The organism is Nocardioides sp. Root240, assembly GCF_001428825.1.
In the GTDB taxonomy this organism is placed as follows: Bacteria; Actinomycetota; Actinomycetes; order Propionibacteriales; family Nocardioidaceae; genus Nocardioides.
In genome coordinates this window covers 115,322-140,005 of record NZ_LMIT01000013.1, presented here as the reverse complement: position 1 = coordinate 140,005, position 24,684 = coordinate 115,322, and the positions used below count along the sequence as shown (strand labels likewise).

General features: G+C 72.4%; 25 protein-coding genes and 2 pseudogenes. 23 read left to right on the top strand and 4 right to left on the bottom strand.

Annotation, left to right across the window (positions count from 1 at the left end):
* The first annotated feature begins 21 nt into the window (after positions 1 to 21).
* Together ASE20_RS18045 and ASE20_RS18040 are read left to right on the top strand one after the other, a co-directional pair.
* Positions 22 to 1,224 carry a sensor histidine kinase gene (locus ASE20_RS18045; RefSeq protein WP_056895965.1) on the top strand — a complete coding sequence of 401 codons (1,203 nt, stop codon included), beginning with the start codon at positions 22 to 24 and terminating at the stop codon, positions 1,222 to 1,224.
* Positions 1,221 to 1,892, top strand: a complete 672-nt coding sequence (locus ASE20_RS18040; protein ID WP_056895964.1) for a response regulator — start codon at positions 1,221 to 1,223, stop codon at positions 1,890 to 1,892. The genes ASE20_RS18045 and ASE20_RS18040 overlap by 4 nt, the downstream gene beginning before the upstream one ends.
* A gap of 138 nt (positions 1,893 to 2,030) precedes the next feature.
* On the opposite strand, the gene ASE20_RS18035 is transcribed toward ASE20_RS18040, so the two are convergent.
* A complete protein-coding gene (locus ASE20_RS18035) occupies positions 2,031 to 3,122 on the bottom strand; it encodes a trans-sulfuration enzyme family protein (RefSeq protein WP_056895963.1) in 1,092 nt (363 codons plus the stop codon).
* Positions 3,123 to 3,146: 24 nt separating this feature from the next.
* Here ASE20_RS18035 and ASE20_RS18030 point away from each other — a divergent pair, with 24 nt between their 5' ends.
* Positions 3,147 to 4,214, top strand: a complete 1,068-nt coding sequence (locus ASE20_RS18030) for a D-alanine--D-alanine ligase family protein (protein WP_056895962.1) — start codon at positions 3,147 to 3,149, stop codon at positions 4,212 to 4,214.
* A gap of 7 nt (positions 4,215 to 4,221) precedes the next feature.
* On the opposite strand, the gene ASE20_RS18025 is transcribed toward ASE20_RS18030, so the two are convergent.
* Together ASE20_RS18025 and ASE20_RS18020 are read right to left on the bottom strand one after the other, a co-directional pair.
* Positions 4,222 to 4,701 carry a DUF3515 family protein gene (locus ASE20_RS18025; protein ID WP_056895961.1) on the bottom strand — a complete coding sequence of 160 codons (480 nt, stop codon included), beginning with the start codon at positions 4,699 to 4,701 and terminating at the stop codon, positions 4,222 to 4,224.
* Positions 4,702 to 4,703: 2 nt separating this feature from the next.
* The gene (locus ASE20_RS18020) at positions 4,704 to 4,937 is read right to left on the bottom strand and encodes an Lrp/AsnC family transcriptional regulator (RefSeq protein WP_198020224.1); all 234 of its coding nucleotides are present in this window, start codon (positions 4,935 to 4,937) and stop codon (positions 4,704 to 4,706) included.
* 129 nt (positions 4,938 to 5,066) lie between these two features.
* On the opposite strand from ASE20_RS18020, the gene ASE20_RS18015 reads away from it, so the two are divergent.
* Complete coding sequence (locus ASE20_RS18015) at positions 5,067 to 6,047, top strand: thiamine-phosphate kinase (protein ID WP_056895960.1); 981 nt, start codon at positions 5,067 to 5,069, stop codon at positions 6,045 to 6,047.
* 70 nt (positions 6,048 to 6,117) lie between these two features.
* Here the strand turns inward: ASE20_RS18015 and rpmB are convergent, their stop codons facing one another.
* Entirely contained in the window at positions 6,118 to 6,303 is a 186-nt protein-coding gene (gene rpmB / locus ASE20_RS18010; protein ID WP_038680308.1) for a 50S ribosomal protein L28, read from the bottom strand.
* A gap of 144 nt (positions 6,304 to 6,447) precedes the next feature.
* Here rpmB and ASE20_RS18005 point away from each other — a divergent pair, with 144 nt between their 5' ends.
* The 19 genes and pseudogenes from ASE20_RS18005 to ASE20_RS25670 all read left to right on the top strand — a co-directional run.
* Positions 6,448 to 8,169, top strand: a complete 1,722-nt coding sequence (locus tag ASE20_RS18005; protein ID WP_056896376.1) for a DAK2 domain-containing protein — start codon at positions 6,448 to 6,450, stop codon at positions 8,167 to 8,169.
* A 16-nt stretch (positions 8,170 to 8,185) separates the two neighbouring features.
* A complete protein-coding gene (locus tag ASE20_RS18000; protein WP_414858380.1) occupies positions 8,186 to 10,426 on the top strand; it encodes an ATP-dependent DNA helicase RecG in 2,241 nt (746 codons plus the stop codon).
* Positions 10,426 to 11,019 (top strand): 16S rRNA (guanine(966)-N(2))-methyltransferase RsmD, encoded by a 594-nt coding sequence (rsmD, locus tag ASE20_RS17995; protein WP_056895958.1) that lies wholly within the window; start codon positions 10,426 to 10,428, stop codon positions 11,017 to 11,019. The genes ASE20_RS18000 and rsmD overlap by 1 nt, the downstream gene beginning before the upstream one ends.
* Entirely contained in the window at positions 11,016 to 11,495 is a 480-nt protein-coding gene (coaD, locus tag ASE20_RS17990; protein ID WP_056895957.1) for a pantetheine-phosphate adenylyltransferase, read from the top strand. The genes rsmD and coaD overlap by 4 nt, the downstream gene beginning before the upstream one ends.
* A gap of 73 nt (positions 11,496 to 11,568) precedes the next feature.
* Positions 11,569 to 12,123, top strand: a complete 555-nt coding sequence (locus ASE20_RS17985; protein WP_164483685.1) for a YceD family protein — start codon at positions 11,569 to 11,571, stop codon at positions 12,121 to 12,123.
* A gap of 43 nt (positions 12,124 to 12,166) precedes the next feature.
* Entirely contained in the window at positions 12,167 to 12,352 is a 186-nt protein-coding gene (gene rpmF, locus ASE20_RS24415) for a 50S ribosomal protein L32 (RefSeq protein ID WP_028655951.1), read from the top strand.
* A complete protein-coding gene (rnc, locus tag ASE20_RS17980; RefSeq protein ID WP_082612546.1) occupies positions 12,273 to 13,106 on the top strand; it encodes a ribonuclease III in 834 nt (277 codons plus the stop codon). Before rpmF ends, rnc begins: the two co-directional genes overlap by 80 nt.
* Before the next feature lie 13 nt (positions 13,107 to 13,119).
* The gene (gene mutM, locus ASE20_RS17975) at positions 13,120 to 13,983 is read left to right on the top strand and encodes a bifunctional DNA-formamidopyrimidine glycosylase/DNA-(apurinic or apyrimidinic site) lyase (protein WP_056895955.1); all 864 of its coding nucleotides are present in this window, start codon (positions 13,120 to 13,122) and stop codon (positions 13,981 to 13,983) included.
* 64 nt (positions 13,984 to 14,047) lie between these two features.
* Positions 14,048 to 14,245, top strand: a complete 198-nt coding sequence (locus ASE20_RS17970) for a hypothetical protein (RefSeq protein ID WP_056895954.1) — start codon at positions 14,048 to 14,050, stop codon at positions 14,243 to 14,245.
* Positions 14,246 to 14,512: 267 nt separating this feature from the next.
* Positions 14,513 to 15,793 carry an MFS transporter gene (locus tag ASE20_RS17965; protein WP_056895953.1) on the top strand — a complete coding sequence of 427 codons (1,281 nt, stop codon included), beginning with the start codon at positions 14,513 to 14,515 and terminating at the stop codon, positions 15,791 to 15,793.
* Positions 15,794 to 15,860: 67 nt separating this feature from the next.
* Positions 15,861 to 19,457 carry a chromosome segregation protein SMC gene (smc, locus tag ASE20_RS17960; RefSeq protein ID WP_056895952.1) on the top strand — a complete coding sequence of 1,199 codons (3,597 nt, stop codon included), beginning with the start codon at positions 15,861 to 15,863 and terminating at the stop codon, positions 19,455 to 19,457.
* Complete coding sequence (locus tag ASE20_RS17955; protein WP_056895951.1) at positions 19,454 to 19,912, top strand: acyl-CoA thioesterase; 459 nt, start codon at positions 19,454 to 19,456, stop codon at positions 19,910 to 19,912. The genes smc and ASE20_RS17955 overlap by 4 nt, the downstream gene beginning before the upstream one ends.
* A 106-nt stretch (positions 19,913 to 20,018) precedes the next feature.
* Positions 20,019 to 20,207 carry a hypothetical protein gene (locus ASE20_RS17950; protein ID WP_056895950.1) on the top strand — a complete coding sequence of 63 codons (189 nt, stop codon included), beginning with the start codon at positions 20,019 to 20,021 and terminating at the stop codon, positions 20,205 to 20,207.
* A gap of 80 nt (positions 20,208 to 20,287) precedes the next feature.
* On the top strand, positions 20,288 to 21,433 hold the full coding sequence (gene ftsY, locus ASE20_RS17945; RefSeq protein WP_056895949.1) for a signal recognition particle-docking protein FtsY: 1,146 nt from the start codon (positions 20,288 to 20,290) through the stop codon (positions 21,431 to 21,433).
* 102 nt (positions 21,434 to 21,535) lie between these two features.
* Positions 21,536 to 22,849 carry an ammonium transporter gene (locus ASE20_RS17940; protein WP_056895948.1) on the top strand — a complete coding sequence of 438 codons (1,314 nt, stop codon included), beginning with the start codon at positions 21,536 to 21,538 and terminating at the stop codon, positions 22,847 to 22,849.
* Positions 22,850 to 22,865: 16 nt separating this feature from the next.
* Positions 22,866 to 22,946, top strand: a pseudogene (locus ASE20_RS25675) (P-II family nitrogen regulator); the annotation flags it as partial.
* Between the two features lies 1 nt (position 22,947).
* A partial coding sequence (locus tag ASE20_RS17935; RefSeq protein ID WP_225869234.1) for a P-II family nitrogen regulator occupies positions 22,948 to 23,187 on the top strand: 240 nt, incomplete at its 5' end.
* Between the two features lie 91 nt (positions 23,188 to 23,278).
* Positions 23,279 to 24,607 (top strand): ammonium transporter, encoded by a 1,329-nt coding sequence (locus ASE20_RS17930; protein ID WP_056895947.1) that lies wholly within the window; start codon positions 23,279 to 23,281, stop codon positions 24,605 to 24,607.
* Positions 24,604 to 24,684 (top strand): annotated as a pseudogene (locus tag ASE20_RS25670) (P-II family nitrogen regulator); the annotation flags it as partial. The gene ASE20_RS17930 and the pseudogene ASE20_RS25670, both read left to right, overlap by 4 nt.

The window sequence follows — 24,684 nt, the reverse complement described above, 5'->3', positions numbered from 1 at the left end:
AGCGGGTCAGGAGGAGCCGCGTTGAACGACGTACGGCGCTGGCTGCCGGACCTGCTGGCGGGTCTCGCCGCGCTCGTGGTCGGGCTCCTCGAGATCGACCGCTACTGGAACGCCGAGCGGGTCGTGTGGCCGGTCCTGCTCGTGGTGTGCGTCGCGGTGGCCGTCGGGCTCTCCCGGGCGGTGCCGGGGGCGGCGCTCGCGGTGGCCTGGTTCGCCGGTCTGGTCCAGGTGCTCCTCGGCATCGATCCGCTGCTGGCCGAGGCACTGTTCGCCGTGGTCGCCTTCGGCTGCGCCCGGTGGGGTCGGCTGGGGACCGTGTGGCTCAGCGGCCTGTCGATCCCGGTCAGCGCGGCGGTCGCGGTGGTGTGGTTGACGCCGTACGCGTTCGACCAGGCCCTGCAGGTCCTGGGGGCGGAGCGCCTCGCTGCCGATGCCTACCGCAGCGGCCCCTACGACTGGCGGCTGACGGCAGGCCTTCTCGGCATCGTCTTCCTGGCGACCCCGTGGCTCCTCGGCCTGGCCCTCCGCTTCGCCGCGCGCTCGCAGGCGTCGCGGCGCTCGCAGGTCGCTGCCGAGGCCGAGCGTGACCAGGCCGAGGAGATCGCCCGCCTGCGCGAGGACCAGGCCCAGCTCGCCCGCGACGTGCACGACGTCGTCGGCCACTCCCTGGCGGTGATCCTCGCCCAGGCCGAGTCGGCGCAGTACCTCGACGACAGCGACCCCGCCCGCCTCAAGACCACCCTCGCCAATATCGCCACCTCGGCCCGTACGTCACTCGACGACGTCCGCCAGGTGCTCTCGTCGACCGCGGGCCAGGGGAGCGGCGGAGGACGGCACGCCGACCTCGACAGCCTCATCGACGGCGTGCGTGCGAGCGGGCACGAGGTGGTCGCGACCGAGATCGGTACGCCGCGGCCGATGCCCCCCGAGCTCGAGGTGGTGGCCTTCCGGGTGCTCCAGGAGATGCTGACCAATGCGATCAAGCACGGTCGGCGCGACCAGCCGGTCCACGTCGAGCGGCACTGGGCCGACGGAGCGGGAGAGGGCGACCTGCGCATGGAGATCCGCAACGCCGTGCCTCCGGACGCGGCTCCCGGCGACGGCACCGGCCAGGGGCTCGACGGCATGCGCCGTCGCGTCGAGGCGGTCGGTGGCCGGCTCGACGTACGACGCCGGCCGGACTCGTTCACCGTCACGGCCTGGGTGCCGGTGAGGGCCCGGTGACCGCGCCGATCCGCGTCCTCCTCGTGGACGACCAGGAGCTCTTCCGCGAGGGCGTGCGGGTGATCGTCGACGCGCAGGAGGGCATGGAGGTCGTCGGTACCGCCGCCGACGGCGTCGAGGCCGTGCGCCTCGTCGACGAGCTCGAGCCCGACGTGGTGCTGATGGACATCCGGATGCCCGAGATGGACGGCGTCGAGGCGACCCGCCAGGTCTTCCTGCCGGAGCGGGTCGCGCGCCGTGGACGGGCGGTCCGCGTCATCGTGCTGACCACCTTCAACCTCGACGACCGCGCGGCCACCGCCATCCGCCACGGCGCCAGCGGGTTCCTCCTCAAGGGCACCACCCCGGTGATGCTCCGTGACGCGATCCGCACCGTGCACGCCGGCAACGCGGTGCTCGCCCCGACGGACCTCTCGGCCCTGCTGGACACGCAGTTCCGCGCGCCGGCGACCCCGCCGCCGTCGTACCAGGGGCTGACGGACAAGGAGCGCGACGTCTTCGCCGCCGTCGCCCGTGGCCTGTCCAACCAGGAGATCGCTGGCGTGGTCTTCCTCAGCGAGTCGACGGTGAAGACCCACGTGGGCGCGATCCTGCGCAAGCTCGGCCTCCGCGACCGCGTGCAGATCGTCGTGTTCGCCCACGAGCACGGGTTGGCTCACGGTGGTTGAGGTGCGACGAGCGCCAGCGAGGAGCCTCGAAACCTCCGGGTCCGGTGCAGCCAACCTGGTGGGGCACAGTCCCTGCATCATCGCGCGAGGTTTCGAGGCTCGGCGCCGGGGCGCCTCGCACCTCAACCACCGGCGGACTCAGGCGTTGATGCGATCCAAGGCTTGAACCAGGTCGTCCCACAGGTCGTCGACGTCCTCGATGCCGACGGACATGCGGACCAGACCCTCGGGGATCGACGCGGCCTCCAGCTTCCAGCGCCGGCGCCGCTCGAAGGTCGACTCGACGCCGCCGAGCGAGGTGGCGTGCACCCACAGCGAGGTCGCGCGCACGAGGAAGTCGCCGGCGTCCGCGCCACCGGCCAGCACCGGCGCGACGATCGCGCCGAAGCCGGGGTAGCGGACCTCCTCGACCGCCGGGTGCTCGGCGAGCCGGCGCGCCAGCTCGGCCGCGTTCGCCGACGCCCGCTCGAGACGGACGTGCAGCGTGCGCAGGCCGCGCAGCGCGAGCCAGACCTCGAACGGTCCGGGCGTGGAGCCGGCGAGGCCGCGACGGGCCTTCAGGGCGTCGTACGCCTCGTCGTGGGCGCTGTCGCCCGGGAGCACCAGCGCGCCCATCAGGACGTCGCTGTGGCCGGCGATGTACTTCGTCGCGGAGTGGAGCACGATGTCCGCGCCGTCGGCGAGCGGCTGCTGGAGCAGGGGAGTGGCGAAGGTGTTGTCGACGACGACCTGGATGCCGAGCTCGTGGGCGGCGGCGACCAGCGTCGGGATGTCGGCGATCTCGAGGGCCGGGTTGGTCGGCGACTCGAGCCAGAGGAAGGCGCAGTCCTCGTCGTCGTGCATCGCCCGGACCACCGCGGCGGTGTCGGTGATGTCGACCAGGTTCGCGCGCAGCCGGCCGCGGGCCTCGGCGTCGGCGAGCGCGGCGACCGTGCCGTTGTAGGCGTGCCGGGGTGCGATCACGCTGCTGCCCTGGCCGACCAGGTCGAGCAGCGTCGTCACGGCCGCCATCCCCGACGCGAAGGACAGCGCGCGGCCGCCCTCGAGCGCGCCGAGCGCCTCCTCGAAGGCGGTCCAGGTGGGGTTGCCGAAGCGGCCGTACTCCAGGTCGCCGGTCGCGACGTACGTCGACGTCATCGTGATCGGGACGTTGAGCGGCTGGTCCGGCTCGTGCGGCGGACGCCCGGCGGTGACGGCGAGGGTGGCGGGGCGCAACGTGGGACCTGGCATGTCCCAAAGGTAGGGTCATCGGCGATGAACGCTCCCACTGGCCGCCGTATCCGCGTCGCCGTCGTCTTCGGCGGCCGCTCCAGCGAGCACGCCATCTCGTGCGTCACGGCCGGCAGCGTGCTGCAGGCCATCGACCGCGAGAAGTACGACGTCGTGCCGATCGGCATCGCGACCGACGGCCGCTGGGTGCTCGAGGCCGACGACCCGGCACGGCACCGGATCACCGGCCCCGGCCAGCTCCCGTCGGTCGACGGCGACCGTGCCCCTGCGGTGCTCGGCGACCTCGACGTCGACGTCGTCTTCCCCCTGCTGCACGGCCCGTGGGGCGAGGACGGCACGATCCAGGGCCTGCTCGAGATGAGCGACGTCCGCTACGTCGGCTCGGGGGTGCTCGCCTCCGCGGTCTGCATGGACAAGGCGTTCATGAAGATCGCGCTGCAGGCCGCCGGCCTGCCCGTCATGCCCGGCATCACCGTCACGGCGCGCGAGTGGGCCGACCAGGAGGTCTCCGTCCACACGCGCTGCGAGGAGCTGGGCTACCCGCTGTTCGTGAAGCCCGCCCGCGGCGGCTCGAGCATCGGCATCGCCAAGGCCCACGGCCGCGACGAGCTCGCCGCCGCGATCGAGGGCGCGCTCGCCCACGACCCGAAGGTGATCATCGAGGTGTCCGCCGAGGGCGCCCGCGAGATCGAGTGCGGCGTGCTGGACTCGTCGGACGGCTCCGTCGAGGTCAGCGTCCCGGCCGAGATCCGGATCACCGGCGACCACGAGTTCTACGACTTCGAGGCGAAGTACCTCCCCGAGGAGGCCACGCAGCTCGACGTCCCGGCCCTCCTCGACGAGGAGACCATGCTGCGCATGCAGGGCCTGGCTGCCGACGCCTTCCGCGCCGCCGGCTGCGAGGGCCTGGCGCGCGTGGACTTCTTCCTGATGCCCGACGGCTCGCTCGTCGTCAACGAGCTCAACACGATGCCGGGCTTCACCCCGCTGTCGATGTTCCCGCAGATGTGGGCCGCGACGGGGGTCCCGTACGGCGACCTGGTCGACCGGCTGCTGACGCTGGCCCTGGACCGGCCCACCGGCCTGCGCTGAGTCGGCCTCAGTCGCAGTCGTCGACGAGGGTGAGGTACTCCTTCACCAGCGGGGCGAGCTCGGCCATCGCGGCCGCATTGGCGTTGGGGCGGTACTGCGCCGGCACGACGACCTCGACGCGCGGCCGGTAGCCGGCGGCGGTCATCGTGAGGTCGAGGTCCCGGTCGCCGTACTGCTCGTCCGGGATGTAGTAGCCCATCCCGTTGGCCTGCTCGCACGACGAGGCCAGGCTGAAGCCCTCGGGCTCGGGGACGCCGCAGCGCACCACGATCGCCGGGTCGCCGTACGCCGCCGCGGGCGCGTCGGCGGGGTCCACCTCCTCGCGCTCGTGCTCCGCCAGGGTCGAGGGGAGCGCGGCGGTGAAGGCGTCGCAGGCGGCGCGGTCGGCGTCCGACATCTCGGGGACGTCGACGTCGACCGGACCGCCGCAGGCAGCCAGGGCAGGAGCGATCAGCAGCAGCGCGAGGGCTGCTGCGGGTCTCCGCACGATCAGATGTGGACGACCGGGCAGGTGAGGGTACGGGTGATGCCCTCGAGGTTCTGGACCTTCGAGACGACCAGCTTGCCGAGCTCGTCGACGTTGCGGGCCTCGGCGCGCACGATCACGTCGTAGGGGCCGGTGACGTCCTCGGCCAGCGTGACGCCCTTGATGTTGCCGACCTCGCGGGCGACCTCCGCGGCCTTGCCGACGTCGGTCTGGATGAGGATGTAGGCCTGAACCACCATGGGTCACGCCTCCTTCGCTGGGTGGGTCGGTTGTCGAACGCCTCAACCTACCGCGATCCGCTGCAGGTCCGATAACCCGCGGGAGTCCTGTCCGGATCCCCCCGACCGGTCTGGTGGGATGGGGCCATGACTTCCGGAGCCGCCAGCGACGCCACCCTCGCCGACGTGGGGGAGTTCGGCCTGATCGCCCGGATCAGCGACATCGTCGCGGCCACCGCCCCCGGTGAGGACGTGCTGGTCGGCCCCGGCGACGACGCGGCGGTGCTGCGGGTGCGCAAGGGGCACGTCGTGGTCTCGACCGACGTGATGGTCGAGGGCCGCCACTTCCGCCGCGACTGGGCCGATGCGGCCGACGTCGGCGCCCGCGCCGCCGCCCAGAACCTGTCCGACATCAACGCCATGGGCGGGCGTGCGCAGTGGCTGACCGTCGGCCTCGCCGCTCCCGCAGACCTTCCTGCCCAGTGGGCGCTCGACTTCACCCGCGGCTTCGCCGAGGAGTGCGCCCGGGTGGGCGCCGGCCTGGTCGGCGGCGACGTCAGCCGCGCCGACCAGATCGTCGTCTCCGTGACCGCGATCGGCGCCTGCACGGTCTCACCCGTCCTGCGGTCGGGTGCCGCGGCGGGCGACGTCGTCGCGCTCTGCGGTCGGCAGGGGTGGGCCGCCGGCGGTCTCGCGGTGCTGGGCCGCGGCTTCCGGTCACCGCGCGTGCTGGTCGAGGCCTACCGGCGCCCCGCGCCGCCGTACGACGCCGGGCAGGTCGCCGCCGAGGCCGGCGCCACCGCGATGGTCGACATCTCCGACGGGCTGCTCGCCGAGGCGCAGCACGTCGCCGAGGCCTCCGGCGTCTCGATCGACATCACCACGGACGCCTTCGAGGTACCCGAGCCGCTGCTCGCCGTCGGCCAGGCGACCGGCGCGGACCCGCTGCAGTTCATCCTCGGCGGGGGAGACGACCACGCCCTGCTGGCCACCTTCCCGTCCGACGTCGCGCTGCCGGAGGGCTGGACGCGGATCGGCTCCGTCGGTGCGGCGCCGCAGGGCGGCGAGCCGTTCGTGACGGTCGACGGGGCGTCGTACGAGGGGCCGACGGGGTGGGCCCACTTCTGAGCCGCCACCGAGCCGAGAAGCGCAACAGCCCGCCGCGATCGCGACGGGCTGTTGGGAAGTGCTGATCAGGTCAGCGGGTGACCTTGCCGGCCTTGATGCAGCCGGTGCACACGTTGAGGCGCTTCGGGGTGCCGTTGACGACGGCGCGCACGCGCTGGATGTTGGGGTCGAAGCGGCGCTTCGTGATCTTGCGGGACCACGGCCGGTTGTTGCCGAAGGTCGGCTTCTTGTCGCAGATGTCGCACACGGCGGCCATGGGTAACTCCTGGGATTGCGGTCAGCTTGCAAGATCGGTCGGCCCGCGCGCGACGGCGCTTCGGGCAACCGGAAGAGAATAGCCGAGGAAGGTCGCACGACCGAAATCGCCGGACCCCCTGCTCCGCCCACTAGTGTGACCCCGATGGACGAGGGGACGACGGCCGCGGCGGCCGGTGCAGGCGCTGGCGCCGGTGGCGGCATCGCGCTCGACACCGTGGCCCGCTTCGTCGACATCGCCGTCGACGCGCTCGCCCAGGCGCGCGAGGAGATCGACGCGCTCAACGTCTACCCGGTCCCCGACGGCGACACGGGCACGAACATGTACCTCACCGTCGTCGCCGCGCGCGACGCCATCCGCGACGCCCAGGCCGACCCCTCGGCCGAACGCGGGGCGATCCTCACCGGCCTCGCCCGCGGTGCGCTGCTGGGCGCCCGCGGCAACTCCGGGGTCATCCTGAGCGAGATGCTCGGGGCCGTCGTACGACGCATCGCCGCAGCGACCCGCGAGGAGCACAACGCCACGGTGATCGCCGACGCGCTGCGCCAGGCGTCGATCGCGAGCTATGCCGCCGTCGGGGAGCCGGTCGAGGGCACCATGCTCACCGTGCTCCGGGCGGCCGCGGACGCCGCTGCCGTGCGTGCCGACAAGCCGGGTGCCCGCAGCAGCGACGTCCTCGCCGACGCGGCCGCCGCCGCGCGCGAGGCGCTGGGCCACACGCCCGAGCAGCTCGCCGTGCTCGCGCAGGCCGGTGTCGTCGACGCCGGCGGACGCGGGCTCTCGGTGATCCTCGACGCCGCCGAGACCGTGCTCACCGGGCGCCGGCCGATCCCGGTCACCGCGCCGCTCGGCAGCCACGCGATCCCGGTGCCCCACGTCGCGACCGCGGGCGCGGACCTGTGCGAGGACGGCCCGGCCTACGAGGTGATGTACCTCCTCGACGCGCCGGACGACGTGGCCCCCGGCCTGCGCGCCCGGCTCGGCGAGCTCGGCGACTCGGTCGTCGTGGTCGGCGGTGACGGGCTCTGGAACGTCCACGTGCACACCGACGACGTCGGCGCCGCCATCGAGGCGGCCCTGGAGGACGGGCGGCCGCACCGGATCCGGGTCACCCACTTCGCCGAGCAGATCGCGCGCCAGGAGGCGCAGAAGGCGCCGGCGGAGACCCCTGCCCAGCCGGCCCTGCCCGCGCTCGCCGGCCGGACGGTGGTCGCGGTGGCGGCCGGCCCCGGCCTGGCCGTGCTGTTCGAGGAGGCGGGGGCGGTCGTCGTACCCGGTGGACCGGGGCGACGCCCCTCGACCGGCGAGCTGCTGGAGGCGATCACCGCCTGCGGAGCCAAGGAGGTCGTCGTCCTCCCCAACGACGAGCCGACGGTCCGGGCCGCGCTGGCCGCTGCCAGTACGGCGGAGGCCGACCACGGCGCCCGCGGACTGCGGGTCGCCGTGATCCCGACCCACGCGCAGGTCCAGGGCCTGGCGGCGCTGGCCGTCCACGAGCCCGGCCGTGCGTTCGACCAGGACGTCACCGAGATGACCGCGACCGCGCGCCACGTGCGCCACGGCGCGGTCACGATCGCGGCCCGCCAGGCGATGACCATGGCCGGTCCCTGCGAGCCCGGCGACGCGCTCGGCGTCATCGCCGGCGACTTCGCGGTGGTCGGCGACGAGCTCGGCAGCGTCGCCCTCGTCGTCCTCGACCGGTTGCTCGCGGCCGGCGGTGAGCTGGTGACCCTCGTCGGCGGCGTCGACAGCGGCGAGCTGGCCGATCGCGCCACGGCGTGGGTCGAGGAGTTCCACCCCCATGTCGACGTCGTGGTGTACGACGGTGGCCAGGAGCGGTACCCGCTCCTGATGTCCGTCGAGTAGGGAAGGCACCGTGGCGATCACCTTCGAGTCCCCGTTGACGGCCGTGCTCGGGGCGGCCAAGCCGGCGCAGCGCAAGAAGTTCGAGGACGGGCTCGGCCTGCGCACGGTCGGCGACCTGTTGCACCACTTCCCGCGGCGCTACCTCGAGACCGGCTCGCTCACGCGCGTGTCCGACCTCCGGATCGGCCAGCTCCTGTGCGTCGTGGGCGAGATCGCGCACTCGGAGACGATCGGCTACACCGACCGGCGGTCCGGCCGCTACGCCTACCGCGTCGAGGCGATCCTGCGCACCGCCGGCCCGAGCCTGAAGATGACCTTCTTCGCCAAGGGACAGCGCATGGCCGACTGGCACGCGAACCGGGTCGCGGTCGGCAACCGTGGTGTCTTCCTCGGCAAGGCCGGGCGCTTCCGTGACCAGTGGCAGCTGACGAACCCGCAGCTCAGCATCTTCGGCATGGCCGACGGCGACGAGGACAGCGCCGTCCAGGAGGTCCTCGAGTTCGGCGCCCTCTACCCCATCTACCCGCTGACCAAGGGCCTGCAGACCTGGGACGTCGCCCGCGCGGTGAAGGTCGCCCGCGACCTGGTCGACGACGTCCCGGAGATCCTGCCCGCCCCCGTCCGCGACCACTACGACGTCGCCGGCATCGCCGACGCCTACGCCTGGGTCCACCGGCCGGAGGACCGTGAGCAGGTCGAGCGGGCCCACCACCGGTTCCGCTTCGAGGAGGCGCTGGTCACCCAGCTGGTCCTCGGCCGTCGGCGCCGCGCGATCCGGTCACAGGGCGCGACGGTCCGCGACGGCGGCGACGGCGCGGTGCTCGGTGCGTTCGACGAGCGGCTGCCCTTCGAGCTGACCGCCGGCCAGGCCGCGGTCGGCAAGGAGATCGACCACGACCTCGCCCAGCCGCACCCGATGAACCGCCTGCTGCAGGGCGAGGTCGGCTCCGGCAAGACCCTCGTCGCGCTGCGGGCGATGCTGCGCGTCGTGGACTCGGGCGGCCAGACCGCGCTGCTCGCGCCCACCGAGGTGCTCGCGCAGCAGCACTACCGCTCGATCGTCGCCATGCTCGGCGAGCTCGCCGACGGCGGCACGATCTTCGGCTCCGGCACCGGCACGCGTGTCGAGCTGCTGACCGGCTCGATGACCAAGACCCAGCGCACCGGACCCCTGTCACGGATCGCCAGTGGCGAGGCCGGCATCGTGATCGGCACGCACGCCCTGCTCCAGGACAACGTCTTCTTCGCCGACCTCGGCCTGGTCGTCGTCGACGAGCAGCACCGCTTCGGCGTCGAGCAGCGCGCGGCGCTCACCGACAAGGCGGCGGCCCCGCCGCACCTGCTGGTGATGACCGCGACCCCGATCCCGCGCACGGTCGCGATGACCGTCTTCGGTGACCTCGAGACGTCCACCCTCACCGAGCTGCCCGCGGGCCGTGCGCCGATCCAGACCAATGTCGTCCCGCTCGCCGAGCAGCCCGCCTGGCTGGGCCGGGTGTGGGAGCGGGTCCGCGAGGAGGTCGCCAAGGGCCACCAGGTCTACGTCGTGTGCCCGCGCATCTCCGGCGACGAGACCGAGGCCGGCCAGGTCGAGGTCGTCGACCTGCCCGACGAGGACACGGGGGAGGAGCAGCGGCCCAAGCCGCCCGCCGCGGCGGTCGAGGAGGTCGTCGAGCGCCTCTCGTCCGGGGCGCTGGAGGGGCTGCGGATCGGCCTGCTCCACGGCCGGCTCCCGGCCGACGAGAAGGACGCCACCATGCGCGCCTTCGCCGCCGGCGACATCGACGTGCTGGTCTCCACGACCGTGATCGAGGTCGGTGTCGACGTCGCGAACGCCACCGGCATGGTCATCCTCGACGCCGACCGCTTCGGCGTCTCCCAGCTGCACCAGCTGCGTGGCCGGGTCGGCCGTGGCGGACTGCCCGGGCTCTGCCTGCTCGTGACCCACGCCGAGGCCGAGTCGCCCGCCCGCGAGCGGATCGAGGCGGTCGCCGCCACCACCGACGGCTTCGCGCTCAGCCGGGTCGACCTCGAGATGCGCCGCGAGGGCGACGTGCTCGGCGCCTCGCAGGCCGGCCGTCGATCGAGCCTGGTCAACCTCCGCGTGCTGCGTGACGAGGACACCATCCTCGCCGCCCGCGAGGCCGCCGAGGCCCTGCTCGACGTCGACACCGACCTGTCCCAGGCGCCCGGGCTGGCCGATGCCGTGCGCGACCTCGAGCTGTCCCAGCAGGCCGACTTCGTGGACAAGTCCTGATGACCCGGATCATCGCGGGCAGTGCCGGCGGCCGCCGGCTGCAGACGCCCCCCGGCGACCGCACCCGCCCCACCAGTGACCGCGTGCGCGAGGCACTCTTCTCCGCGATCGAGTCGTGGGCCGGCTCCCTCCACGACCTGCGCTTCCTCGACCTGTACGCCGGGTCCGGCGCGATCGGACTCGAGGCGTGGTCCCGTGGTGCGGGCGCCGCGACCTTCGTGGAGGCCGACCGCCGTACCGCCGACCTGGTGCGGGCCAATGCCCGCAGCATCGGCTGCGACGTCGCCGACGTGGTGGCCCGCTCGGTGGCCTCGGTGCTGGCCGAGCCCGCCCGAGCGGCCTACGACGTGGTGTTCAGCGACCCGCCGTACCCGCTCGAGGAGGAGGCGCTCGCCACCGACCTCGCCCTGCTCGTCGAGCACGGCTGGCTCGCCGAGGGCGCCCTCGTGATCGTGGAGCGCTCCCGCCGCAGCCCGGAGCCGACCTGGCCCGCCGGCCTCGAGCCGCTGGCCGGCAAGCGCAGGCTCAAGAAGTACGGCGAGACCCACCTCTGGCTCGCCGAGGCCGGCCCGACCGCTAGCCTCGCCCCATGACCCGCGCGGTGTGCCCCGGATCCTTCGACCCGGTCACCAACGGCCACGTCGACATCTTCCGGCGCGCCTCTGCCCTGTTCGACGAGCTCGTCGTCGCCACCGGCACCAACATCTCCAAGTCGCGGCTCTTCGACCCCGAGGAGCGCCTGGAGATGCTGCGCGAGGCGTGCGCCGACCTCCCGAACGTGACCGTGATGGGCTTCACCGGCCTGATCGTCGACTTCTGCAGGCAGATCGACGCGCAGGCCATCGTGAAGGGCCTGCGCGGCGGCAACGACTACGAGTACGAGCTGCCGATGGCGCAGATGAACGCCCACCTGACCGGGGTCGAGACGGTGTTCGTCCCGACCACCGCGAGCCTCGGCTACGTCTCCTCCAGCCTGGTCAAGGAGGTCGCCTCCCTCGGCGGCGACATCTCCGGCCTCGTCCCTCCCGCGGTGCAGGTACGCCTCGCCGCGCGGCTCGCGGAACGGTGAGTGATTTGGTCGGCTCCCACGCGCCCCACTACCATTGCGATGTTCTGTTGTGCCCGGACCTGGAAGTGATCATCTGAACGGCCTGGACCCGAGAGCGCCGCTCGTGCTCGATACTCGCGAGCTCGGCCGCCGCCCGGGGTCCCAGCGTGAGGTGTCGCGGACAGTGCCGGCTCCGGCAGATCTGGGCATCGAAGTCCTCTCCGTTCCCGAGGGCGCGCCGGTCGAGATCGACCTGCGCCTGGAGGCGGTCATGGAAGGTGTGCTCGTCACCGGTACGGCGTCAGCCGTGCTGGAGGGTGAGTGCGCGCGGTGCCTGGAACCGATCCACGACGAGTTCGAGGTGACGTTCCAGGAGCTGTTCGTCTACGACGACATCCGGGACTCCGCGGAGGCGGAGGAGGACGACGAGGTCAGCATGCTGCAGGACGACCTGGTCGACCTGGAGCCCCTGCTGCGGGATGCTGTGGTGCTTGCACTGCCGTTCCAGCCCTTGTGCCAGGACGACTGTCCCGGGTTGTGCCCCGAGTGCGGGGTGCGACTCATCGACGAGCCGGACCACGCGCACGAGGCTGCGATCGACCCGCGATGGGCAGCGCTGACCAAGCTCGAGCAAGACCCCACAGACTGACGAGCGCCCGACACCCGGGCGCACCCGAACCAAGGAGAAGACAGTGGCTGTTCCGAAGCGGAAGATGTCGCGCAGCAACACGCGTCACCGTCGTTCGCAGTGGAAGGCTGTCGCCCCGTCGCTGGTGACCTGCGCCAACCCGGCCTGCGGTGCCAAGCACCTCCCGCACCGCGCCTGCGGCACCTGCGGCCAGTACGGCGCGCGCGCCGACCGTCGCCAGGTCCTCTGACCTGATCGACGCGCGTCAGGCCAGCGGCATCACCGCCTACGACGAGCTGCGACGAGCGCTCGGGGATCCCACGCTGGACCCCGAGCTGCTCGATCGCGCCCTGACGCACCGCTCCTACGCCTACGAGAACGGTGGTCTTCCGACCAACGAGAGGCTGGAGTTCCTCGGTGACTCGGTGCTCGGCGTCGTGGTCACCGAGACGCTGTACTTGACCCACCCGGACCTCTCCGAGGGCCGGCTCGCCAAGCTCCGCGCGGCCGTCGTCAACGCCCGCGCCCTCGCCGGCGTGGCCCGCGACATCGGCCTCGGCGCCCACATCAAGCTCGGGCGCGGCGAAGAGGCCACCGGCGGCCGCGACAAGGCGTCGATCCTCTCCGACACGGTCGAGGCCGTGATCGGTGCGATCCACCTCAGCGGTGGCATCGAGGTCTCCGCGGATGTCGTCCACCGCCTGTTCGACCCGCTCATCGAGGCGGCCTCCGCGCTCGGCGCGGGCCTGGACTGGAAGACCTCGCTCCAGGAGCTCGCCGCCGACCAGACGCTCGGCGTGCCCGAGTACGTCATCGAGGACGACGGTCCCGACCACATGAAGACCTTCACCGCGCAGGTCCGGGTCGGCGACAAGCTCTACGGCAACGGCCACGGCCGGTCGAAGAAGGAAGCCGAGCAGGGCGCCGCCGAGACGGCCTACGGCGAGATCGCCGCCGCGCTGGGCCTCGACCACCACGGTCGCCCGCTCGCCGCGGGCAGCTGACCCGGAGCCAGGCTTGCCCGAGCTCCCCGAGGTCGAGGTCGTCCGCGCCGGCCTCGAGCGGCACGTCTCCGGCGCGACGATCACGCTCGTCGACGTCCTCCACGACCGTCCGGTACGACGCCACCCCGGCGGTGCGTCCGGATTCGCCACCGCCCTGACCGGGCGCCGCATCGAGGGCGCCCGCCGCCGCGGCAAGTACCTCTGGCTCCCGCTCGACAACGGCGACGCGATCCTGGGCCATCTCGGCATGAGCGGCCAGATGCTCGTCCAGCCCGTCGACGCCCCGGCCGAGCGGCACCTGCGGGTCCGCTTCGCGCTCACCGGCACCGACCACGGCCGCGAGCTGCGCTTCGTCGACCAACGGATGTTCGGCGGCCTGTCGGTCTCCGCGGGCGGCGCCGAGCTGCCCCACGAGATCGCACACATCGCCCGCGACCCGCTCGACCCGCAGTTCGACGACGAGGCCTTCGTCGCCCGGCTGCGCAAGCGCACCTCCGGCGTGAAGCGGCTGCTGCTCGACCAGGGCCTGATCTCGGGCGTCGGCAACATCTACGCCGACGAGGCGCTCTGGCGCGCCGGGCTCCACGGCGAGCGGCCGGGGGACCGGCTCACCCGTGTCCAGGCGGTGTCCCTGCTGGGGCATGCCCGCGAGGTGATGACCGCGGCGCTGGCCCAGGGAGGCACCTCCTTCGACGCGCTCTACGTCAACGTCAACGGCGAGTCGGGCTACTTCGACCGCTCGCTGCACGCCTACGGCCGCGAGGGCGAGGCGTGCGACCGGTGCGGGACGCCGATCCGCCGGGTTGCCTTCATGAACCGCTCGTCGTACTTCTGCCCGAAGTGCCAACCGGTTCCCAGATTGACCCGCGCCCGCTGAAGTGGGACTCTTGTAGACGGCCCCCACCCCCGGGCCGGATCCACGAACCGGAAGGCTCAACTTCATGGCCAAGGCGCTGATCGGTCACCTGAACAGCGACCTCCGCGACCCCCGTCTCGCTCTCGAGAATGCTCGTCTGCGCAACCGGGTCGCTGAGCTGGAGTCCCTCGTCCTCCGCCTGTCGGAGGAGAACGACAAGCTGATGTCGGCTCGTGCGGCCGAGATCCTCACGGGCGACGCTGCGGAGATGCAGCCCGCCTGAGTCGTCGACTCCGTCAGGTGCGACACCCACGGACCACCTCGCCGTCAGGCGATGGTGGTCCGACGCATTTTTCCCGAGCGCGTTGACCGTCCGAGGCACGAGGACGGTCAACGGTCAGCGAGGGGGTTGAGGAGCGCACCGAGCTCGCGCCGCGCAGCAAGCGAGGTCGATGCGCGTCTCGAAACCCGGTGGGCGCACGTAGCAGGCGCCGCCGCCCTCGATAACCGGTGGCGGCGTGACGCGCTGCCGACGTAGCGTCTCGACCTTGTGAGCCGGATCGTCGAAGCAGTCGCTCCGGCCCGGCTCGGGCCGGACTTCCGGCGGCTGATGGCCTCGACCTGGGTGAGCAACCTCGGCGACGGCATCGCCCTGGCCGCCGGCCCGCTGCTCGTCGCCTCCCAGACCCGCTCGCCGGCCCTCGTCTCGATGGCGATGCTGCTGGTCGGGCTGCCGTGGCTGCTGTTCGGCCTCTTCGCCGGCGCGGTCGCCGACCGGGTCGACCGCAAGCGGATGGTGATGGTCGCCAACTCGCTGCGGATCGTGGTCCTCGGCGCCCTGATCGGCTCGATCGTCACTGACGTGGTCAGCATCGCGGTGGTCCTCACCGCGATGTTCCTGCTCGGCACCGCCGAGGTGTTCGCGGACACCGCCTACCGCACCTTCTTGCCGATGCTGGTCGACAAGCGCGACCTCGGCATCGCCAACGCACGACTGCAGGCCGGCTTCATCACGCTCAACCAGTTCGCCGGCGCCCCGATCGGCGCCGCGCTCTTCGCCGTGGGGATGGGCGTGCCCTTCGGTGCCCAGGTCGCCTGTGGGCTGCTGGCCGTCGTACTGGTGTCCCGGATCGCGCTGCCGCCGGGCCCGGTGCGCGGCGAGGTCGACACCCACGTCCTGCGCGACATCGGCGACGGGCTGCGCTGGCTGATGGGTCACCCGCCGGTGCGCACGCTCGCGCTGGTCATCGTCACCTTCAACATCACCTGGGCCGCCGCCTGGTCGATCCTCGTCCTGTACTCCCTCGACGTGCTGCACATGGGGCCGGTCGGCTACGGCCTGCTCACGACCGCCAGCGCCACCGGGGGACTGGTCGGCACCTTCCTCTACGGCTGGCTCGAGCGCCACGTCCCGCTCGCGACGCTGATGCGCGCCTGCCTCGCGCTCGAGGTCCTGATGCACCTCGGCTTCGCCGTCACCCGGGTCGCGTGGGTCGCGGTCCTGATCATGTTCGGGTTCGGCGTCTACGCCTTCGTGTGGGGCACCCTGTCGCAGGCGGTGCGCCAGCGTGCGGTCCCGACGGAGTACCAGGGCCGGGTCGGCTCGGTCTACAGCGTCGCGATCTACGGCGGGGTGGTCGCCGGCAGCGCGCTGGGCGGCGTCATCGCCCAGCACGGGGGAGTGACGGCGCCGTTCTGGTTCGCGTTCGTGGGGTCCGGGATCACCTTGGTGCTGGTGTGGCGCCAGCTCGCCCACATCGCCCACCTCGAGGAGCCGGACGGGGAGTCCGGCGACACACGGGTGCGGAGTTCGGACGCGGGCGAGGGGTAGCCTGAGACCGCCGAGCTTCCCCCGCGTCGGAACGTTCCTTGACCGACCCCTGACGAAGGGAGCCTGCGTGTACCTGAAGAGCCTGACCCTCAAGGGGTTCAAGTCCTTCGCGTCCGCCACCACGCTCCAGCTGGAGCCCGGCATCACCTGCATCGTGGGGCCCAACGGCTCGGGCAAGTCGAACGTGGTCGACGCCCTCGCCTGGGTGATGGGCGAGGCCAGCGCCAAGAGCCTGCGCGGCGGCAAGATGGACGACGTCATCTTCGCCGGTACGTCGGGCCGCCCGCCGCTGGGCCGGGCAGAGGTCGTGCTGACGATCGACAACTCCGACGGCGCGCTGCCGATCGACTACTCCGAGGTCACGATCAGCCGGACCATGTTCCGGACGGGCGGGTCCGAGTACGCCATCAACGGCACCACCTGCCGCCTGCTCGACGTCCAGGAGCTGCTCAGCGACTCCGGCATCGGGCGCGAGATGCACGTCATCGTCGGCCAGGGCCAGCTCGACCAGATCCTGCACGCGACCCCCGAGGACCGCCGCGGGTTCATCGAGGAGGCCGCCGGCGTCCTCAAGCACCGCAAGCGCAAGGAGAAGGCGCTGCGGAAGCTGGACTCCACCGAGGGCAACCTCAACCGGCTCAACGACCTGCTCAGCGAGATCCGGCGCCAGCTCAAGCCGCTGGGTCGCCAGGCCGAGGTGGCCCGCCGCGCGGCGACGGTGCAGGCCGACGTACGCGACGCGCGGGCACGACTGCTCGCCGACGACCTGGTGACCGCGCGGACCGCGCTGGAGCGCGAGCTCGCCGACGAGAGCGTGCTGCTCGCCCGCCGCCAGGAGGTCGAGGCGGGCGTCGCGCAGGCGCGCGAGCAGGAGGCCCGGCTCGAGGCGGCGCTGCGCGAGGACCTGCCGGCGCTGTCCGCCGCGCAGGAGACGCTGTCGTCGCTGAACGCCCTGCGGGAGCGCTTCCGCGGCACGCAGAGCCTGGCTGCCGAGCGCGTCCGCAACGCCTCCGGCGTCGCCGAGACAGAGGTCGAGCAGGGCCGCGACCCCGAGGAGCTCGAGGCCGAGGCTGCGCGCCTGGCCGCCCACGAGGCGGAGATCGCCGCCCAGGTCGCCGAGCAGCAGACCGCGCTCGAGACGGCGGTCCAGGACCGCCGCAGGGCGGAGGAGGCCGCCGCCGCCGAGGAGCGCCGGGTCGCCGGCCTGCTCCGAGCCGCCGCCGACCGCCGCGAGGGGCTCGCCCGCCTGCACGGCCAGGTCAACACGTTGCGCTCGCGCGCGACCTCGTCGGAGGAGGAGATCGGCCGGCTCGAGGCCGCCCGCACCGACGCCGTGGCGCGCGCCGAGCGCTCGCAGCGTGACTTCACCGCCCTCGAGACCAGGGTCGCCGGCCTCGACGCCGGCGAGGAGGGCCTGGACGCCGAGCACGAGGGTGCGGTCTCCGCGCTCGACGACATCACCGAGCGGCTCGCCAAGGTCCGCGAGGAGGCCCAGCAGGCCGACCGCGACAAGGCCGGGCTGAGCGCCCGCAAGGAGGCGCTCGAGATCGGCCTGTCCCGCAAGGACGGCGCCGGGGCGCTGCTCGCCGCCAGCGACACCGTCTCCGGCCTGCTCGGCTCGGTCGCCGCGCTCGTCACGGTCCGCTCGGGCTACGAGGGTGCGGTCGCCGCCGCCCTCGGCGCCGCGGCCGACGCGGTCGCGGTCACCGACGCCGACTCGGCCGTCGCCGCGATCGACCACCTCAAGGCTGACGACCTCGGCCGCGCCGGGCTGCTGCTCGGCGGGGGAGAGACGGAGGCGGTCGCCTCGTGGCCGGCGCTGCCGCCCGGGACGTCGTACGCCGCCGACGTCGTCGACTGCCCCGCACAGGTCCGCCCGGCGCTCAACCGGCTGCTCCGCAAGGTCGCCGTCGTCGACGACCTGCCCGGCGCCCGCACGCTGGTCGCCGACCTGCCCGACCTCGTCGCGGTCACCCGCGACGGCGACCTGCTCGGCGCCCACTTCGCGTCCGGTGGCTCGCACGCCACCCAGAGCCTGATCGAGATCCAGGCGGCCGTCGACGAGGCCACCGAGCAGCTCGCCGAGGCCGTCGCCGCCTCCGAGCGGCTGGCGTTCGACCTGGCCCGCCTCGAGAGCGAGCGGGCCGACGCCCAGCAGCGCGTCGACGTCGCACTCGCCAAGCTGCACGAGTCCGACGCGACCCTCGCGGCCGTCGCCGAGGAGCTGGGCCAGCACGGCTCGCTCGCCCGCGCCGCCCGCGCCGAGGCCGACCGCCTCACCGCGTCCATCGCGCAGGCCGAGACCTCCCGCGAGCAGGCCCTCGTCGGTCTCGCCGAGCTCGAGCAGCGGCTCGCCGCGGCCGAGGAGGACAGCGGCGAGGAGGAGCCCGACACCACCGAGCAGGAGCGCCTCGTCGAGGCCACCCGCGCGGCCCGCCAGAGCGAGATGGAGGCGCGCCTCGCGCTGCGGACCTCCGAGGAGCGCGCCCGCGCCCTCCACGGCCGGGTCGACCAGATGCGCAAGGCGGCCGAGGCCGAGCGCGTCGCCCGGGCCCGCGCCGCCGAGCGCCGCGCCCGCCTGATCGCCGAGGGCCGCGCCGGCCAGGCGGTCGCCACCGCTGCCGCCCACGTCCTCGCCCGGCTCGAGGTCTCCGTCGCCCGGGCCGCCGAGCGCCGCCAGGCCGTCGAGGACTCACGGCGCGGCCGCGAGCAGGAGCTGATGACCGTGCGGCAGTCGCTGCGCGACCTCGGCAAGGAGCTCGAGGAGCTGGTCAGCTCGGTCCACCGCGACGAGATGGCCCGCGCCCAGCAGCGGATGCGCATCGAGCAGATCGAGGTCAAGGCGCTCGAGGAGCTCGGCCTCGAGCCCGACGGTCTGGTCGCCGACTACGGCCCCGACCAGCCGGTGCCCGTGCTCGACGTACCCGCCGACGACGCCGCTGCCGACGCCCCTGCCGCGTCCGAGGACGGCGCCGAGCCCGAGCAGCGCACGGTGCCCTACGTCCGCGAGGAGCAGGTCAAGCGGCTGCGCAGCGCCGAGAAGGCGCTCTCCATGCTCGGCAAGGTCAACCCGCTCGCGCTGGAGGAGTTCTCCGCGATGGAGGAGCGCCACCAGTTCCTCTCCGAGCAGCTCGAGGACCTCCGCCAGACCCGCAAGGACCTCCTCGACATCGTCAAGGACGTCGACGTCCGCGTCGAGCAGGTCTTCACCGAGGCGTACGCCGACGTGACCAAGGCCTTCGACGCGACCTTCGCCCGCCTGTTCCCCGGCGGCGAGGGCCGACTGGTCCTGACCGACCCGTCGAACATGCTCACCACCGGCATCGAGGTCGAGGCCCGCCCGCCGGGCAAGAAGGTCAAGCGCCTCTCGCTGCTCTCCGGTGGCGAGCGCTCGCTGGTCGCGGTGGCCTTCCTCGTCGCGCTGTTCAAGGCCCGCCCCTCGCCGTTCTACATCCTCGACGAGGTCGAGGCCGCGCTCGACGACACCAACCTGGGCCGCCTGCTGGAGATCTACGAGGAGCTGCGTGAGAACTCCCAGCTGCTCGTCATCACCCACCAGAAGCGCACGATGGAGGTCGGCGACGCGCTCTACGGCGTCACCATGCGCGGTGACGGCGTCTCGGCCGTGATCAGCCAGCGGCTCCGCGACGCGGAACCGGCATGAGCGATCCCGCAACGAGCGCCGACCGCACCCGGCCGACGCGCTCGTCGTACCGGGCCTGGCGCACGGCGACCACCCGCTGGTCCGACGACGACGTCTACGGCCACCTCAACAACGCGCGCTACTTCGACCTGATCGACACGGCCGTCAACGCGCACCTGCACGACGCGACGGGCAGCGACATCCGTGACCTGCCCGCGATCGGCGTGGTCGCGGAGGTGACCTGCCGCTACTTCGCCGAGATGGGCTACCCGCGCCCGATCGAGATGGGTCTGGCCGTCGAGCGGCTCGGCACGTCGTCGGTGGTCTACCGCGTCGGGCTGTTCCAGGGCGACGGCGACGAGGCCTGTGCCGAGGGGCGTTTCGTCCACGTCTACGTCGACAACACCGACCCGTCCCGGCCGGTCACCCCCATCCCCGACGTGATCCGTGAGGCCGTCGCGCCCCTGGTGGTGTGACGTCCGCCGCTCGGTGACCGGATCAGGGCACGCCGGTTCGTGATCCGCTTGGCCGGCGGGGCACGATGGAGTCGAACAGACCGATCCCTGTCTCGGAGGAGTCGACGTGCTTTTCGTCGTGCTGGCCATCCTGCTCAGCCTCGCCCTCTCGGGGGTGGTGGTCCTCTACGTCGCCTACCCGCACCGCGGGGAGCAGGTCCCGGGTGTCCCGTGGCTCGGCGACGCGATGGCCAGGGCCGCCGACGCCGCCCCGCTGATCGAGGACGAGGAGCGCGACCTCCTGCGCCTGCGCTGATCCTGCGCTGATCCTGCGCTGAACCTGCGCTGATCTCGCGCGATTCCGGGTCCGCCCGGTCTGCGTGATGGGATGGGCCCATGCACGACTGGCTCTACCTGATCATCGGCATCGCCGTCGTCGGCGTGCTCGCCATCGCCGGCTTCGTCACCGCCCGGGTACGACGCCCCGGCCGCCTCCCCGAGCAGGCGCCCACCGACGTCATCGCCCCCGCGCCGACCGACACGGTCGAGGCGCCCACCGCTCCCACCGTCGAGGCGCCGGTCACCGAGGCGCCGGCGGAGCCCGCCGCGCCCACCGTCGAGACGCCGGAGAAGCCGGCCTCCCGCCTGGTCCGCCTGCGCCAGCGCCTCGCCGGCTCGAACGCGCTGGGCCGCAGCCTGCTCGGCCTGCTGAGCCGCGACCAGCTCGACGAGGACACCTGGGAGGCCATCGAGGACCTCCTGCTCGCCGCCGACATCGGCGTCGCCCCGACCCAGGAGCTGGTCGAGCGGCTGCGCAGCCGCCTGCGCGTCGAGGGCGGGCAGGTCGCCGACGCCCGCGCCGTGCTGCGCGAGGAGCTCATCAACCTCGTCGACCCGACCATGGACCGCGCCCTGCAGGTCAGCGGCACCGACGGCGCGCCCGGCGTCGTCCTCGTGGTCGGCGTCAACGGCACCGGCAAGACCACCACCGTCGGCAAGATCGCCCGCATCCTCGTCGCCGACGAGCGCACCGCCCTCCTCGCCGCCGCCGACACCTTCCGCGCCGCGGCTGCCGACCAGCTGTCCACCTGGGGCGAGCGGGTCGGCGTCGAGGTCGTCCGCGGCCCCGAGGCCGGCGACCCCGCCAGCGTCGCCTTCGACGCGGTCAAGGAGGGCATCGACCGCGGTGTCGACACCGTCGTGGTCGACACCGCCGGCCGCCTGCAGAACAAGGCCGGCCTGATGGACGAGCTCGGCAAGGTCAAGCGCGTCATCGAGAAGCAGACCCCGGTCACCGAGGTGCTCCTCGTCCTCGACGCCACCACCGGCCAGAACGGCCTGATCCAGGCCAAGGTGTTCTCCGAGGTCGTCGACGTCACCGGCATCGCGCTGACCAAGCTCGACGGCTCCGCCAAGGGCGGCATCGTCGTCGCCGTGCAGCGCCAACTCGGCGTACCCGTCAAGCTGGTCGGCCTGGGCGAGGGCCCCGACGACCTGGCGCCGTTCGACCCGGCGGCGTTCGTCGACGCGCTGCTGAGCTGACACCCGCGCGGGACATCAGCCCGTAACGATCTCCGGGAACTCGTTACCTCCCCGAAACACACTCCCGCGACGGCGGAAACCAACGCGCGCCAGCCTTCGGGCATGGAAAACGGCTACTACACCTGGATGCTGGTGTCGGCCTCGCTCGTCCTCTTGATGACCGCCCCTGGCTTGGCGCTCTTCTACGGCGGCATGAGCCGGACCAAGTCGGTCCTCAACATGTTGATGATGTCCTTCACCGCCCTGGGCGTCGTCGGCATGGTCTACGCCCTCTGGGGCTGGTCGATGTCGTACAGCACGACGTACGGCAACACCGACGGCCATGCGGGCAAGGAGATCGCGAAGCTGTTCTCCGATCCCTTCAACCAGTTCGGGCTCGAGAAGACGCTGCCGGACAACTACGTGTTCGTGGCCTTCCAGCTGACCTTCGCGGTCATCACGGCGGCGCTGATCAGCGGCGCGGTGGCCGACCGGCTCAAGTTCTCGGCGTGGCTGGTGTTCCTGCCGATCTGGGTGACGCTGTCGTACTTCCCGCTCGCGCACATGGTCTGGGGCGGTGGCTTCCTCAGCGGTGTCGAGGGCGGCCTCGCCGACTGGCTGTTCTCCGGCCCCGACGGTGCGGAGGTCGCGCCGATCGACTACGCCGGCGGCACGGTCGTGCACATCAACGCCGGTGTCGCGGGCCTGGTCCTGGCGCTGCTGGTCGGCAAGCGGATCGGCTTCGGCAAGGAGCCGTTCAAGCCGCACAACCTGACCCTCACGATGATCGGCGCCGGCCTGCTGTGGTTCGGCTGGTTCGGCTTCAACGTCGGCTCGATCGTCAACCTCGACGCCTACACCACCGAGACCGGCCTGGTCTGGCTCAACACCACGCTGGCGACCTGCGCCGCGATGATGGGCTGGCTGCTGGTCGAGAAGCTCCGCGACGGGCACGCCACCTCCCTCGGTGCGGCGTCCGGTGTCGTGGCCGGCCTGGTCGCGATCACCCCGGCGTGCGGCAACCTCGTTCCCTGGAGCTCGATGGTGCTCGGCGTGGTCGCCGGCGGCGTCTGCGCCCTGGCGGTCGGCCTCAAGTACAAGCTCGGGTACGACGACTCGCTCGACGTCGTCGGCGTGCACCTCGTCGGCGGCCTGATCGGCACCATCGGCGTCGGCTTCCTCGCCTCCAACGACGGCGGCCTGCTGACCGGCGGTGGCGCCAAGCAGCTCGTCGTCCAGGTGTGCGTCGCACTCTTCGCGATCGTCTGGTCCGCCTTCTTCACGCTGGTCGTCGGCCTGGCGATCAAGTTCACCATCGGCCTGCGCCTCGAGGCCGACGACGAGGTCGACGGCATCGACTTCGTGGAGCACGGCGAGTCCGCCTACGACCTCGGTACCGGCGGCGGCGCCCGTCGCTCCTCGGTCCTGACCCCCTGAAGCGAGAGGTAGAGCCATGAAGCTGGTCACCGCAGTCATCAAGCCCCACAAGTGGGAGGACGTCCGGGAGGCCCTGGAGACCTTCGGGGTCACCGGGNAGCGGCTACGGCCGCCAGAAGGGCCACACCGAGGTCTACCGCGGCGCGGAGTACGACATCGCGCTGGTCCCCAAGATCCGCATCGAGATCGTCGTGGACGACGCCGACACCGAGGACGTCGTCGGCATCATCACCAAGACCGCCCACACCGGCCGGATCGGTGACGGGAAGGTCTGGGTGAGCCCGGTCGAGACCGTCGTGCGGGTCCGGACCGGCGACAAGGACAACGCGGCGATCTGACCCTCGAGGCCCCGAGAGCCATTCACCGCCGTGTAACGCGTACCGGGAGACGCGTTACACGGCGGTAACAATGCGCCCCCAGAGTTTCAGGATGCTCGAACCACTCCTCGTGACCGCGGCCGCGGACACCGCCTCCGGTGACACCGCGTGGCTCCTCGCCGCTGCCGCCCTGGTCCTGCTGATGGCCCCCGGCCTGGCGTTCTTCTACGGCGGCATGGTCCGCTCGAAGAGCGTGCTCAACATGATGATGATGGTCTTCGGCGCGCTCGCCGTGGTCATGGTCGTGTGGGTCCTCGTCGGCTACTCGCTCGCCTTCGGCGACGACATCGGCGGCGGCCTGCTCGGCGACCCGACGCAGTACGCCGGGTTCAGGGGCATGCTCGAGGCGGTGCCGGACGCGCCGTACCCGATCACGATCTTCGCCGCCTTCCAGGGCCTGTTCGCCGTGATCACCGTCGGCCTGATCGCCGGTGCCATCGCGGACCGGACCCGGTTCGGCACCTGGCTGGTGTTCGCCGCGCTGTGGACCGTGCTGGTCTACGCCCCGGTCGCGCACTGGATCTTCGACTTCAGCGCCGGCGAGCACGTGGGCGGCTGGATGGCCAACGAGCTCGGCGCCCTCGACTTCGCCGGCGGTACGGCGGTCGAGATCAACTCCGGCGCCGCCGGCCTCGCCGCCGCGCTGGTCCTGGGCCGTCGCGTCGGTTTCGGCCGCGACCCGATGAAGCCGCACAACCTGACCCTCGTCATGGTCGGTGCCGGCCTGCTGTGGTTCGGCTGGTTCGGCTTCAACGCCGGCTCCGCGCTCGCGGCCAACAACACCGCGGCCATCGTCTTCGTCAACACGCTGCTCGCCGGCTGCACCGGCCTGCTGGCCTGGCTCGCTGTCGAGCGCTTCCGCGACGGCCACGCCACCTCGTTCGGTGCGGCCTCGGGCGTCGTCGCCGGCCTGGTCGCGATCACCCCGTCGTGCGGCTCGGTGACCCCGATCGGCGCCATGCTCGTCGGCCTCGCGGCCGGCTCGATCTGCGCCCTGGCAGTCGGCCTCAAGTACACCTTCAGGTACGACGACTCGCTCGACGTCGTCGGCGTGCACCTCGTCGGAGGCCTCGTCGGCACCATCCTGATCGGCCTGCTGGCCTCGTCCGACGTCACCGGCGTCGACGGACTCCTCTACGGCGGCGGCGCGGACCAGCTCGGCAAGCAGCTGGTGGCCGCCGGCGCCACCCTCGCCTTCTCGTTCACGATGACCGCGGCGCTGGTCTGGGTGCTCGAGAAGACCATGGGCTTCCGCATCGATCCGGAGGACGAGGTGGCCGGTGTCGACCAGGTGATCCACGCGGAGACGGCGTACGACCTGCACGCCACCGGCGGTGCTCGCCCCCATTTCGGCCACGGGACTGGAAGCATGCACTCATGAAGCTCATCAGCGCGGTCGTGAAGCCGCACAAGTGGGAGGACGTCCGCCAGGCGCTCGAGGCGGTGGGCGTCAACGGC

Bases quoted from the DNA above. Each gene is read 5' to 3' on its own strand.
- ASE20_RS18035 (WP_056895963.1), bottom strand. From the start codon at position 3,122: ATGCCAGGTCCCACGTTGCGCCCCGCCACCCTCGCCGTCACCGCCGGG.
- ASE20_RS18030 (WP_056895962.1), top strand. From the start codon at position 3,147: ATGAACGCTCCCACTGGCCGCCGTATCCGCGTCGCCGTCGTCTTCGGC.
- ASE20_RS18015 (WP_056895960.1), top strand. From the start codon at position 5,067: ATGACTTCCGGAGCCGCCAGCGACGCCACCCTCGCCGACGTGGGGGAG.
- rpmB (WP_038680308.1), bottom strand. From the start codon at position 6,303: ATGGCCGCCGTGTGCGACATCTGCGACAAGAAGCCGACCTTCGGCAAC.
- ASE20_RS18005 (WP_056896376.1), top strand. From the start codon at position 6,448: ATGGACGAGGGGACGACGGCCGCGGCGGCCGGTGCAGGCGCTGGCGCC.
- rsmD (WP_056895958.1), top strand. From the start codon at position 10,426: ATGACCCGGATCATCGCGGGCAGTGCCGGCGGCCGCCGGCTGCAGACG.
- coaD (WP_056895957.1), top strand. From the start codon at position 11,016: ATGACCCGCGCGGTGTGCCCCGGATCCTTCGACCCGGTCACCAACGGC.
- ASE20_RS17970 (WP_056895954.1), top strand. From the start codon at position 14,048: ATGGCCAAGGCGCTGATCGGTCACCTGAACAGCGACCTCCGCGACCCC.
- ASE20_RS17955 (WP_056895951.1), top strand. From the start codon at position 19,454: ATGAGCGATCCCGCAACGAGCGCCGACCGCACCCGGCCGACGCGCTCG.
- ftsY (WP_056895949.1), top strand. From the start codon at position 20,288: ATGCACGACTGGCTCTACCTGATCATCGGCATCGCCGTCGTCGGCGTG.
- ASE20_RS17940 (WP_056895948.1), top strand. From the start codon at position 21,536: ATGGAAAACGGCTACTACACCTGGATGCTGGTGTCGGCCTCGCTCGTC.
- ASE20_RS17930 (WP_056895947.1), top strand. From the start codon at position 23,279: ATGCTCGAACCACTCCTCGTGACCGCGGCCGCGGACACCGCCTCCGGT.